This is a genomic window from Glycocaulis sp. (assembly GCF_051859565.1).
Taxonomy (GTDB): Bacteria; Pseudomonadota; Alphaproteobacteria; order Caulobacterales; family Maricaulaceae; genus Glycocaulis.
In genome coordinates, this window is record NZ_JBHYFK010000006.1 from 70,375 (window position 1) to 82,933 (window position 12,559).

At 65.7% G+C, this 12,559-nt stretch carries 13 protein-coding genes; all 13 read left to right on the forward strand.

Features of this window, described 5'->3' with window-relative positions; genetic code table 11:
* Positions 1 to 117 precede the first annotated feature (117 nt).
* Complete coding sequence (locus ACTIGC_RS09925) at positions 118 to 336, forward strand: hypothetical protein (protein ID WP_439634249.1); 219 nt, start codon at positions 118 to 120, stop codon at positions 334 to 336.
* Positions 337 to 392: 56 nt separating this feature from the next.
* On the forward strand, positions 393 to 1,295 hold the full coding sequence (locus ACTIGC_RS09930; protein ID WP_439634250.1) for a DnaJ C-terminal domain-containing protein: 903 nt from the start codon (positions 393 to 395) through the stop codon (positions 1,293 to 1,295).
* 90 nt (positions 1,296 to 1,385) lie between these two features.
* Positions 1,386 to 1,712: a PepSY domain-containing protein gene (locus ACTIGC_RS09935; RefSeq protein WP_439634251.1), complete on the forward strand. Its 327-nt coding sequence runs from the start codon at positions 1,386 to 1,388 to the stop codon at positions 1,710 to 1,712.
* Positions 1,713 to 1,743: 31 nt separating this feature from the next.
* Complete coding sequence (locus ACTIGC_RS09940) at positions 1,744 to 2,430, forward strand: response regulator transcription factor (RefSeq protein ID WP_127567642.1); 687 nt, start codon at positions 1,744 to 1,746, stop codon at positions 2,428 to 2,430.
* Positions 2,427 to 3,848: an ATP-binding protein gene (locus tag ACTIGC_RS09945; protein WP_439634252.1), complete on the forward strand. Its 1,422-nt coding sequence runs from the start codon at positions 2,427 to 2,429 to the stop codon at positions 3,846 to 3,848. Before ACTIGC_RS09940 ends, ACTIGC_RS09945 begins: the two co-directional genes overlap by 4 nt.
* Before the next feature lie 48 nt (positions 3,849 to 3,896).
* Positions 3,897 to 5,234: a hypothetical protein gene (locus ACTIGC_RS09950; protein ID WP_439634253.1), complete on the forward strand. Its 1,338-nt coding sequence runs from the start codon at positions 3,897 to 3,899 to the stop codon at positions 5,232 to 5,234.
* 40 nt (positions 5,235 to 5,274) lie between these two features.
* Positions 5,275 to 5,925, forward strand: coding sequence for a DUF938 domain-containing protein (locus tag ACTIGC_RS09955; RefSeq protein ID WP_439634254.1), 651 nt, complete (start codon positions 5,275 to 5,277; stop codon positions 5,923 to 5,925).
* Positions 5,922 to 6,878: a tetratricopeptide repeat protein gene (locus tag ACTIGC_RS09960; RefSeq protein ID WP_439634255.1), complete on the forward strand. Its 957-nt coding sequence runs from the start codon at positions 5,922 to 5,924 to the stop codon at positions 6,876 to 6,878. Before ACTIGC_RS09955 ends, ACTIGC_RS09960 begins: the two co-directional genes overlap by 4 nt.
* Entirely contained in the window at positions 6,875 to 7,372 is a 498-nt protein-coding gene (gene ccmE / locus ACTIGC_RS09965) for a cytochrome c maturation protein CcmE (RefSeq protein WP_439634256.1), read from the forward strand. Before ACTIGC_RS09960 ends, ccmE begins: the two co-directional genes overlap by 4 nt.
* A complete protein-coding gene (locus tag ACTIGC_RS09970) occupies positions 7,369 to 9,297 on the forward strand; it encodes a heme lyase CcmF/NrfE family subunit (protein WP_439634257.1) in 1,929 nt (642 codons plus the stop codon). Before ccmE ends, ACTIGC_RS09970 begins: the two co-directional genes overlap by 4 nt.
* Complete coding sequence (locus ACTIGC_RS09975) at positions 9,294 to 9,665, forward strand: cytochrome c-type biogenesis protein (RefSeq protein WP_439634258.1); 372 nt, start codon at positions 9,294 to 9,296, stop codon at positions 9,663 to 9,665. The genes ACTIGC_RS09970 and ACTIGC_RS09975 overlap by 4 nt, the downstream gene beginning before the upstream one ends.
* 54 nt (positions 9,666 to 9,719) lie before the next feature.
* Entirely contained in the window at positions 9,720 to 10,934 is a 1,215-nt protein-coding gene (locus tag ACTIGC_RS09980; protein ID WP_439634259.1) for a bifunctional alpha/beta hydrolase/OsmC family protein, read from the forward strand.
* A gap of 138 nt (positions 10,935 to 11,072) precedes the next feature.
* Positions 11,073 to 12,554, forward strand: coding sequence for a Do family serine endopeptidase (locus ACTIGC_RS09985; RefSeq protein ID WP_439634260.1), 1,482 nt, complete (start codon positions 11,073 to 11,075; stop codon positions 12,552 to 12,554).
* Positions 12,555 to 12,559 lie beyond the last annotated feature (5 nt).

The window sequence follows — 12,559 nt, forward strand, 5'->3', positions numbered from 1 at the left end:
CAATAATGATGCGCCCTTCCAGGCCAGCCGGGGACTCAGGCCGCATCGCGGCCTGCAAGGGCGACCGCCCGCCCGAGCCTATGCGAGGCGCGACGCGATGCCTGGGGTATCGGAGAGGTGTCGCTGGGCGAGGCGCAAGAGCTCTACCGGGTAGAAATCAGCGACGATGCCGGGGCGCTGCTGTGGACGGGCGAAAGCACGCTGCCCTCAATGCTTGTTCCGTCTGAAACGGCTCTGGAACTGCCCGCTGGTGCCTACTGGCAGGTGGCACAAATGTCAGCGCGGACCGGGCCGGGCCGCCCGGCGCAAGGCGCACTGCCTGCCCCCTTGTCCTGAGCCCTGCAGCACGCCACATCGCCAAGTGGTCAAAGCGCTGCTATCCCATCTGCACCATGATGAACCCGTATGCGATTCTGGGCGTTTCGGAGCGTGCCCCGGCGGACGAGATCCGCAAGGCTTACCGCAAGCTGGCCAAAGAGCTGCACCCTGATGCGCGCCCCGGCGACAAGGCAGCCGAGGAACGCTTCAAGCAGGTGACGCAGGCCTTCAAGCTCTTGTCCGATCCCGAACAGCGCGCGCGCTTCGACCGGGGCGAGGTGGACGGGCAGGGCCAGGAACGGCCCCAATACCATTACCGTTCACGCCCCGGTGCCGGGCCGGGCCAGCGCGGGCCGCAAGGGCGTTTTGAGGATCTGGGCGACATCTTTGCCGATCTGTTCGCGGCCCAGAATGCAGGCGGACAGCGCCGCCGGTCCGCGCCGGAGAAGGGCGCTGATCTGCGCACTGAAGTGCGCATCAGCCTGCCCGAAGCGGTGCTGGGCACGAAAAAGCGCCTGTCGCTGCCCGGCGGGCGGGCGCTGGATGTGACCATCCCGGCAGGCGTCAATGACGGGCAGGTGCTGCGCCTGAAAGGGCAGGGCCATGGCTCGCTATCGGGTGGACCGCCCGGCGCGCTGCTCGTCGAGATCAGGATTGCGCCCCATCCCCATTTCCGCCGCGAGGGCGATGACATACGCCTCGACCTTCCCATATCGCTGAAAGAAGCGGTGCTGGGCGGGCAGGTGCGCGCGCCCACGCTGGATGGCGATGTGGAGGTGCGTATTCCCGCTGGCGCCAGTTCCGGGGCGGTGCTGCGTCTGAAGGGGCGCGGCGCGCCCAAAAGCGGCGGGCAGCGTGGCGATCAGCTCATCCGGCTGATGGTCGATCTGCCATCAGGTGATCCTGAGCTGGAAGAATTTGCAGAAAGCTGGCGTCCACCGACGGGATATGACCCGCGCAGGCGTTTAAAGAGCTAATGCATGCGTGCTTGGCCCGGAGCCTGCATGTCTGCAGAATGACACTGTCGTTCAGATAAGGTTCAGCGCTCCGGTGCGAAACATGTCGGCATGATGAAACGCTATGCCCTTCTCGTGACCTGCCTGGCCGCTCTTGCGGCCGCCGATGCGCGTGCGTCTGACGTGTCAGGCGAGGCGCAGGCGTTTGACCCGCGCTCGCGCTATTCGGCCGATGAAGCGCGTGACCAGCGTCAGTCGGGCAATGTCGTGCCCGCCCGCGTCGCCATCGACAATGTGCGCCGCCGCTATCCCGGCGCGCAGGTTCTTGATGTCGAGCTCGTGCGATCGGGCTCTGCCTACTACATCGTGAAAATACTGACCCAGGAAGGCCATCGGATCGACGTGCGCGTTGATGCGGCCACTGGCCGGGTCATGTAATGCTTGTACCTTGCTCAACGGAGTGTGTCTGATGCGCGCCCTGATAGTTGAAGACGATCCCGATCTGCGCCGCCAGCTCAAAGACGTGCTGGACCATTCCGGCTATGCCGTGGATGAGGCCGGTGACGGCGAGGAAGGCTGGTTCATGGGCGATACCGAGCCCTATGATGCCGTCGTGCTCGATCTCGGCCTGCCGCGCCTTGATGGCGTGAGCGTGCTGGAGCGCTGGCGCAGCGCGGGCCGCGACTTCCCCGTTCTGATCCTCACCGCCCGTGACCGCTGGAGCGAGAAGGTGGCGGGGTTTGATGCGGGCGCGGACGACTATCTCACCAAGCCCTTCCACCCTGAAGAATTGCTGGCGCGCCTGCGTGCGCTGACCAGGCGGGCGGCGGGGCACGCCAGCTCAACGATCGAGATGGGTGATCTGTCTGTGGATACGCGCGGCGCGCGGGTGTTTGTCGGCGACCAGCTGGTCAAGCTGACCTCGCACGAGTTCCGCATCCTCTCCTACATGATCCACCATCGTGAGCGCGTGATCTCGCGCACCGAGCTGGTCGAGCACATTTACGATCAGGATTTCGACCGCGATTCCAACACGATCGAGGTGTTTGTCGGCCGCCTGCGCAAGAAGATCGGCAATGACCGGATCGAGACCGTGCGCGGGCTGGGCTACCGGCTGGTGGCGCCCGGTCCTGACACGCGGGCCAAGGCGGGGTGAGCGCTGAAAGCAGTGACACGCTGATCGAACGCGGATCGCTGCTCAGGCGGCTGAGCCTTCTCGCGCTCAGCTGGGGACTCATCCTGCTGACGGTCGGCGCGGTGTCACTGACGGCGGTATTCCGCCAGACCGTGTTGACCGACCTTGATAACCGGCAGGCCAATATCGCCGAGTTCCTGCTGATCCAGCTCGAAGCGACGCCCGATGGCGGCGTCGTGCTGACGCGCGAGTTGCTGGACCCCCGATTTGGCCAGGTGTTCTCCGGCCGCTACTGGCAGGTGAGCCGGGCCGGTGCGCCCGCTGATGCGGAGCCTGTCGAGCGCTCCCGCTCCTTGTGGGATGAAACCATTATTCTCTCTGACAGCGTGAGGGCGGCGGCGATTGCCGCCAATGGCCAGCCTGTCGCGGGCAACGCGGCGGGACCGGACGGTGAGCCTTTGCGCCTTTCGGCGCGGGCCGTCGTCCTGCCGGGGCTGGAAGAGCCTGTCATCATCATCGCTGCGGAAGACCGGCGTCCGTCCGACACGCGTGTCTGGACATTCGGCCTCGTTGCGGCCGGCCTGCTTGCCGGCTTCGCGATCCTGCTGGCCGTTGGCGTGGTGGTGCAGGTGCGCGTTGGCCTGTCTCCGGTGCTGAAATTGCGGCGCGCCGTGGCCCGTGTGCGTGACGGCGAAACGCACAGGATTTCCGGTCAGTACCCGTCCGAAATGATGCCGCTGGCTACCGAGCTGAATGCGCTGATCGATCACTCGCGCGAGGTGGTGGAGCGGGCGCGCACCCATGTGGGCAATCTTGCGCATGCCCTGAAAACGCCGATTACCGTGCTCTCCAACGAGGCGCGCGGCGATGACACCCGGCTGGGTGATCTTGTCCGCCGCCAGACCGATGCGATGACCGGACAGGTGGAGCACCATTTGCGGCGGGCCAGAGCCGCCGCCAACGCCAAGGCCATTGGCGCGCGAACCCCCGTTGGCGAGGTGGTCGAGGATCTCGGCCGGACGCTGCGCCGCATCTATGCGCGCCGTGATGTAAAGCTCGACTGGCAAGTCGAAGGCGATCCGGTGTTTCGCGGCGAGCGTCAGGATCTCGAAGATCTTGTCGGCAATCTTATCGACAATGCGTGCAAATGGGCCGCTGGCGCGGTGCAGGTCAGTGCCCGCACCGGAGCGGACAGCTCGATTGTGCTCCGCGTGGACGATGACGGGCCGGGTCTGGACCCGCAGGCGCGCGAACGCGTTCTGGGCAGGGGTGTGCGGCTGGACGAGCAGGCACCGGGGACCGGATTTGGCCTGTCGATCGTCAGTGATCTGGTGAAAGCATATGGCGGGTCGCTGGCATTGGAAGCCAGCCCTCTGGGCGGTTTGAGTGCCCGTCTGGTGCTGCCCGGCGTGACCCGCACAGGCGAAACGCGCCATTAACCGCAAAATGTGACGCTGGACCCCGGATTTTCCATCCTGGCCGCTTCAATGACCACGCTGACACCCGCCAAGATCGCCCAGTTGCGCGCCCTGATGAGCGCCCTGCCTGCGGCGTTGTCGGCCCGCATCGTGGAGGCGGCAGGGACAGGTGATGAGGCTATGGCCCAGCTGCTTCATGCCTGCACCAGAAAGGCGGAAGTCTATGCGCGGGAGCGTTTTTTCGCGCCTCTGGCGCCGCTGAGCCTTGATCCGGCCCTTGCCCGGCCATCGCTGGCGCATATCCCGCCTGCCATGCTGGCAACCGTGTGGGGCTGGTTGGACGAAACGCTCGCGCCTGACATTACCTCGGACATGAAGGCGCGGTGCGCAAACCCGCTCCTGCCGCCCGATGACAGGGCCGAAGATGGGCTAAGGGCCGATGCTTCGCGGCGTATCCTGGCCACGCTCGACGAGCTGCATGACGATCCGCGCGCCACCAAGCAGTTGCGCCACCGGCTGGGGGTCAGTGATTTCCGTGCGGTGCGCGATCTGGCAACCATCCTGCGGACGGCGCCGGTCCTGCGCGCAGCCATGGCAGGCATTCCGGAAGAGGTTTCCGAGCTAAGTGAGGAACTGGCCCAGACGCTGCGCGACCAGTATGACGAGGCCTGCAAGGTGGACCCGGACGCAGGTGTCTGGTTTCTCTATCTGGTCATGGCGCGCCTGACACGCCCCTGGGCCATACTTCGCGTGTTCGAGAAGATTGTACGGCGCGACGATGACTTCCTGCTTTCGCGCACCGATGTTTCCACCATAGGGGACGCCCTGCTGGAAGATGCGGCCTATTATGTCAGCGGGTTTGCCGAGATACCTGCCAGTATCGAGGCTGCGCGCGAGATGGCCGCTGCCCTGACCCAGTTTGCCACGGTCACGGTGGGGATGAGCCGGGAAATCGGCATCCGCAAGGATGGCGGCTGGGGGCGCCAGATACTGGCCCTGCGCCAGCGTGCCTCGGCCCAGATGGAGGCGATCCATGCGGCCGCCCTGACCCAGCTCGACAAGACGGTCCCCGATCCGCACAAGCCGTTGCCGGCAAGACTGAAGCTTTCTGGCGAAGCACTGGCGTCGGCGGCCACGCGCATGGAGGTGTTTTGCACCTTTTTGCGGCTGACGCGTGATGATGCGTCGCGGGCGGCCGTTGGCGGCGCGCATGCCGGGGTGCTGGACCGGATCGGCCAGCGCTTCGACATGGCCTCGGAAATGTTGCTGGCACAGATGAGAGGCACTCCGGGCGATAGCGATCTGACGGAGCGTGCTGCGGTCATCGCCCGGCTGATGACGGCGATGGGACAACAGGATATTGCGTCGGTCTTCCTGCGGCGCGCGGCCGCAGCACGCGCCGCGTGAATGGCTTTATCCCGAGCGGCCAGCAGCCTATGTAGGCAGGATGACCCGTTCATCGTCCATCGCTCTTGAGAACCGCGGCCAGACCGGCGCACGCCTAAGCTCGCCCAGTGCGGGCCGGAATCGTGATGTCATCGCCGCGGCGCTTGCGAGGGTTTTGCCGCAAGGCTCGCGGGTGCTCGAAATCGCCAGCGGCACTGGCGAGCATGCGCTGGCTTGTGTGACCGGGCGCGCTGATCTTCACTGGCAACCCAGCGATCCAGACGCGGTTTCGCGCGCCAGTATTGATGACTGGGCCCGCGATGGCGCCGGGCGCATTGGTCCCGCGCTTGATCTGGACACGCAGCAATCAGGCTGGTGGCAGGCCGTTCCACTGCCGCTTTCTGCAGTGTTCTGCGCCAACATGATTCATATCGCGCCCTGGAAGGCCGCTGAAGGTCTCGCTGAGGGGGCTGCAGCGCTGCTGGAGGAGGGCGGCCTTCTGATCCTGTACGGCCCGTTTCTGGAGGGAGCGGATACCGCGCCGTCGAATCTGGACTTTGATGCCAGCCTGAAGGCGCGCGATCCGCGCTGGGGCGTACGGGCGCGCGAGGATGTCGAGGCGCTGGCGGCGCGATACGGGTTTTCCCTCCTGCAACGGCTGGAAATGCCAGCCAATAATCTGGTTCTGGTTTTTGCGAAGGGTACGCCATGATTGCTCTCACGCTGATGATTGCAGCGTTGGGCGTGGGTGTGGCGATGTGGATTGCATCCCCGCTGGCCAAAGGCGCCGCCTCGCCCATGCACCGGCTGGTAGCGTTTGGCGTCATGGCGGGTCTAGCGGTCGGTGCGCTGGGCATCTATCTGGTCGGCGGACAGCCCGGTCTGGAGGGGCGGCCCTATGCGGAGACCGAAGCCCGGCTGGCCGCGATACCGCCGGACGAGCTGACGGGGGAGGAGCAGGAGGAACGCCTGCGCGCCATCGTAAGGCGTGAACCGGGCAATCCTGAAGCGCTGGCCATGCTGGGCCGGTTCCTCGCGTTTGACGGGCGTCATCTGGAAGCCATTGCGATGCTGGAACGCTCCGTGCGCGTGCAGGAAGACGCGCGCGTGCTGTCCGATCTTGGACAGGCGCTGGTCAATCTCAACGAAGGCACTGTCACGCCCGAAGCCGAGCGCGCATTTGCCGCCTCAATGGAGCTGGACACCACCCTGCCGGAGCCGGCCTTTTTCCTGGGCGCTGCGGCGTATGATGCCGGTGATCGCGAGGCGGCGCTGGATTACTGGGCAGGCATTGTCGGGCGCCTGCCTTCCGATGACCCTTTCCGGCAGGCGATTGCCGTTCGTGCAGCTGATCTGCTTTCGCGTCCTGCTGGCGGCCCGCAGACGATGGATGCCGGGGCTATGGACCCGGATGAAAGCCCCGACGCAATGGTGGCACGAATGGTCGCAGGGCTGGAGGCTGGACTTGAGGCGGATCCGGATGATTTAACCCGCTGGATGGTGCTGGCGCGTGTGCGCGCGGTGCTTGATGACCGCGAAGGCGCCCGCGCGGCCGTAGCCGAGGCCCGTGCGCGCGCTGGCGGAGATGCCGGTATCGGCGCTATCCTCAACGCGCTTGAACGGGCGGGCGGTCTGGGGCCTGAAGCAGAGGGTGAAACAGAGTGATCAAGGCGCGCAAACGTCTCTGGGTCGTGCTGGCATCTGCCGGCGTGCTGGTGTCTGCCGGTGTGCTGGCAGGTTTTGCCTTGCGTGATGCGATGACCTTTTTCCACTCGCCGGCCATGGTCGCCGAAGCGCCGCCCTTGCCGGGCCAGCGCATCCGGGTTGGCGGACTGGTGATCGGAGGATCGGTGGAGCGTCCCGCATCGGGCGGTGCAAGCTTCTCGGTAACCGACACGATCGCAGACATCCGTATTACCTATGCCGGGTCGCTGCCTGACTTGTTCCGTGAGGGGCAGGGCATTGTGGCTGAAGGCGCGTTCGAGGAAACCGGCCTGTTCGTGGCCAGCCGCGTGCTGGCCAAGCATGACGAAGCCTATATGCCGCCGGAAGTGGCTTCGGCGCTTGCCAGCGCCGAGGCGCAAGGTGCGCTGCCGGGCAGCACCGGGCGCGATGCCTGGACGCTCGGTCAGGCACGCATCGGGCAAAGCCGGACATGATCGCCGAGCTTGGCCGCTTTCTGATCGCGCTGGCCCTGATCGCCTCACTGGCGCAGATGGCGCTTAGCTGGGCTGGGGCCAGTCAGGGCGGGCGTTCTCCCTATGCCGCTGCCGGACGGACGGCCAGCCTTGCAGCGCTTCTCACTTCGGCTCTGGGCTTTGCGCTGCTGATTGCGGCCTTTGTCCAGTCAGATTTCTCGGTGGCGTATGTCGCGGGGCATTCCCATGTCGACAAGCCGCTTTTCTACAAAATCACGGCGGCCTGGGGCGGGCATGAAGGCTCGATGCTGCTCTGGTGCCTCATTCTGGCGCTCTTCGGTTATGGCCTGACGCGGGTGGGGCCGGCCGAGCCGGCTTTCAGGGCGCGCGCTGTCAGCCTGCAAGGGCTTTTGCAGACCCTGTTCTTCGCCTTTCTAGTGTTTGCGTCCAACCCGTTCGACCGGCTGGACCCGGCGCCCCTGCAGGGACGCGATCTCAACCCGATCCTGCAGGATCCGGCCTTGGCCATTCACCCGCCGCTCCTCTATCTGGGCTATGTCGGCCTGTCGGCAGCGTTCGCCATTGCTGCGGCGGGCCTGATCCAGAAAATCAGCGGACGCGATATTGCCCGCGCCCTGCGGCCCTGGGCGCTGGGCGCCTGGGCGAGCCTGACGGCCGGTATCTCGCTGGGCGCGTGGTGGGCTTATTACGAGCTCGGCTGGGGCGGCTGGTGGTTTTGGGACCCGGTCGAAAACGCCAGCTTCATGCCCTGGCTTTTGGGAGCGGCTCTGGTTCACTCCGCCATCGCCACCGAAAAGCGCGGGGCGTTTCCCGGCTGGACGGTTTTCCTTGCGCTGCTGGCTTATGTCCTGTCGATCCTCGGCGCCTTCCTTGTGCGCTCGGGCGTTATCACCTCGGTACACGCCTTCGCGCTCGACCCTGAGAGGGGCGTCTGGATTCTGGGCATGCTGGGCGTGTCAGCCGTCGCGGGCTTTGGTCTTTTCGCGCTGCGTGCCGGGCATCTGGGCGAGGGTGAAGGGTTTGAGCCGACCAGCCGCGAGGCGTTTATCGGCGCAAACAATCTTCTTCTGGCTGCTGCTGCAGGCGTGGTGCTGGTCGGTACGCTCTACCCGCTGTTTGTGGAGATGCTGGGCGGTGCGCCGGTTTCGGTTGGACCGCCCTATTTTGATGCCGCAGCGACACCCCTGCTTGTCTTGACGCTCCTTCTGATGCCCCTGGCGCCCTTTCTGCCATGGTCGAATGGCGGCGCGAAACCGGCGCTGAAGCAGATCCGTGCCGCGCTGCTGCTGGTGCCGGCGGCGCTGGCGGGTATCGCTCTGGTCTGGTTTGGCGCGCCGGTTCTGGCGGTGATTGGCGGGGCGCTGGGCGTCTGGGCGATGGCCGGGGCCGTGATGGACATCGCGAAAGCCTTCCCGCTGGCACAGACGCGCGCGCTGAAATTCGCCGCTGCCGGCCGGGCCATGGCGCATGCCGGGGTCGGCTTCATCGCGCTGGGCGCGGCAGCCGATGCCTCGCGCCCGCCGGATGTAAACAGCGCGCTCGGCCGCGGTGAAAGCATAGAGATTGCCGGACACACGCTGACCCTCACCGATGTGCGCCGCGCCGATGGCCCGAACTATCTGGCGGATCGTGCCACGCTTGCCGTGTCGGACGGGCGCACAATCAGCCCGGAGCGGCGTTTCTACTGGGCGGCTGACCAGCATACCCGCGAAGTGGGGCTGGGCTCGTCCATCACTGGCGACATTTATGTCTCCATCGGCGAGGCGCGTCCGCGCGAGGATGGCAGTGCGGCTTACGAAATCCGCGCCGCCTTCCACCCGCTGGTCTGGATGCTGGGCCTTGGCGCGACGCTGATCGTGCTGGGCGGGGTTTCAGCGCTGATAGCGCAGGTGCTTACCCGCCGCCAACGCGCGGTGCTGCCATGATCGCCGCGCTTCTGATGGCCCTGGCCCTGCAGGCCGCGCCCGAACTGGCACCGGCTGACGAGGCGCGCGCGCAAGGCCTGATGCGTGAAGTGCGCTGCATGGTGTGTGCGGGCGAGTCGGTGCTGGATTCCAGTGCGCCGATGGCGGGCGATATGCGCCGCTTCATCCGCGAGGAGATTGCCGCAGGGCGCGAAGACGAAGCCGTGCGCACCGCGCTGGTGGCGCGCTTTGGCCATGAAGTGCTGATGCGCCCGCCGGTGGAAGCGCGCACTCTGCCGCTCTGGCTGGCACCTTTGATCTTTCTGGCACTGGGCGGTGCGCTCCTGTTCACCAGCATGCGCCGCAAGGCCGCCAAGGACGGCTTGTAAGGGCAAGCTGCTTGCCGGACACTCCTGCCGTCAAGGCAAAGCAGGAGTGGTGAGATGCGGTCGGAAAAGCTGGAATTTGAGGGCAGCCAGGGCGGGACGCTGGCGGCAAGGCTGGACCGGCCCAAGGCGCCGCCGCGCGGCTATGCGCTGTTTGCGCATTGTTTCTCCTGCTCCAAGGACACGCTGGCGGCCGCACGGGTGGCGCGCGAACTGGCAGCTCACGGCATTGCGGTCCTGCGCTTTGATTTCACCGGGCTGGGGCAGTCGGACGGCGAGTTCGCCAATACGAATTTCTCCTCCAATATCGAAGATCTGGTGCACGCTGCCGATCATTTACGCCAGCACTATGAGGCGCCATCTATCCTGATCGGGCATTCGCTTGGCGGCGCGGCGGTGCTGGTGGCGGCGGCGAAACTCCCTGAAGTGAAGGCGGTGGTGACTATTGGTGCACCTGCCGATGCGGCTCATGTGGAGAAGCAGTTCGCCGATGATGTGGACACGATCCACCAGACCGGCGAGGCGCGCGTCCAGCTGGCGGGACGGCCCTTCACCATCCGCGAGCAGTTCCTTGACGACATTGCCGGACAGAACGTGCTGGACGCTGCCAAGGGGCTGAAAGCGGCCCTGCTCGTCGCGCACGCGCCGCGCGACGAGATTGTCGGTATCGATAACGCGACGCGGCTGTTCGTTGCTGCGAAACATCCCAAGAGCTTTCTCAGTCTTGATGATGGCGATCATTTGCTGACCGGCGCCGCGCATGCGGGCCACGCAGCCAAGGTCATCGCAGCCTGGGCGGAGCGCTACGCGCTGAACGATCCGCTGCCTGCTGCGCCCGCCTCGCCGCCGGGCCATAACTCAGCCCTCGTGCAGGAAACAGGCAAGGGCGCTTACTTGAGCTGGGCATCGACAGGCGAAGCGCGCTTTCTGGTCGACGAGCCGGAGGAGCTTGGCGGGTTTGATGCCGGTCCGGCTCCCTATCAGCTTCTCTCAACCGCGCTCGCCGCCTGCACCACCATCACCTTGCGGATGTATACAGACCGGAAGAACTGGGCGCTGGGGCGTATCTCGACCCACGTGACCCATGCCAGAAGCGACGCCGAAGAGGGCCAGCCGCCGCGCGATGTGTTTACCCGTACGATTTCGGTTGAGGGCGGGCTGAGCCCAGAGCAGTCAGACAAGCTCGTCGAGATTGCGAACAAGTGTCCGGTCCACCGCACGCTGGAACGCAGCTCCCATATCGACACCGCCTATGCGGGTGACGAGACCTGACCCCCTTTATCATTACAGCTTCGTCACCATTTGGTAATAGAGCGTAGAGCCTGACCCGTTCATGAACGCGGTCAGGGACGATCTGGCTCCGCCCTTGCAAGCGGGGTCAAACCACACCCAACCGCCAGAGGATTTCTCATGATGTCACCGTGCGCCTTCCGTTCGCTTCTGATCCCCGCCCTGCTTGCGGGCAGTGTCTGCCTGATGCCGATGGAGCTTTCTCCGGGCGCATCGGCCCAGACCGCCAGAAGCGCGGCTTCCATGCCGCCCGGCACGCCGATGTCGTTTGCCGACCTGATCGAACGGGTCAGCCCGGCTGTTGTATCCATTGAAGCGGCGGGCAGCGTCGATCCGCGCGGCGTGCCGGACCTGTCCGACATTCCGCCCCAGTTTCGCGAGTTCTTCGAGCGCTTTGGCGGGCAGGGCGCCCCGGCCCAGCCGCGCGAGCGCCGGTCGCAAGGGTCAGGCTTCTTCATCTCCGCTGATGGCCTGCTTGTAACCAACGAACACGTCATTGCCGGGTCGAGCGAGATCACGGTGACGCTGTCAGATGGCTCCGAGTTTCCGGCGGAAGTGGTAGGCCGGGATGCGGCGACGGACATTGCCCTTTTGCGGGTGAACGGCTCGGGCAGGGAATTTGCCCATGTCAGCCTGGACCGCACCCCCTCCATCCGTGTGGGTGACTGGGTCGTGGCAGTCGGCAACCCGTTCGGCCTTGGCGGCACGGCGACGGCCGGTATCGTCTCCGCGATTGGCCGCCCTCTGGGCAATACCCAGCTCTACACGAACTTCCTGCAGATCGACGCCCCCATCAACCGGGGCAATTCCGGCGGGCCGGCCTTTGATCTCAATGGCAATGTGGTGGGCGTGAACTCTGCGATCTTCTCGCCTACGGGCGGCAATGTCGGCATCGGCTTTGCCATTCCTTCAGATCTGGCGGCATCGGTTGTCGACCAGCTTATCCAGGGCGGTGAAGTGCGCCGCGGCTATCTGGGCATTGCGCCGCAATCGCTGACCGCTGATCTCGCCGAGAGCCTTGGCCTGCCGCGTGACCGGCGCGGCGTGCTGGTTGCTGAAGTCATCGCCGGAACCCCGGCCGCCCAAGCCGGACTGCAGAACGGCGACGTCATCATCCGCATTGACGGCCAGACCGTGAACGAGCAGCGCGAACTGTTCCAGCGCATCGGTTCGGTGCCGCCCGGTGAGCGGGTCGAGCTGCGCGTGATCCGTGACGGCCGTGAACGCACCATCCGCGTGCGCCTGTCGGAGCGCCCGGATGCCGGTACGCCGTCATCCACGCCTGAAGTCCAGCCTTCGCGCAACGAAGTGTTCGGCATGAGCCTCGCTCCGGCGGACGATGCTGCGCGCGAGCGTGTAGGTGCCAGTGGAACGCGCGGCCTTCTGGTAAGTGGTGTGCGCTCAGATTCCGAAGCTTCGCGCCGCGATATCCGCACCGGCGATGTCATTCTGGAAGCAGGTGGCCGCGATGTCAGCAGCGTCGAGGATTTGCGGGCCGCAGTGGCGGCTGCGCGCGAGAGCAACCGCAACGCGGTGCTTGTTCTGGTAGCCCGGCAGCAGGGCGGGGTGCGCTATGTCGCCCTCCGGCTGGACGCTGAATAGGGCGG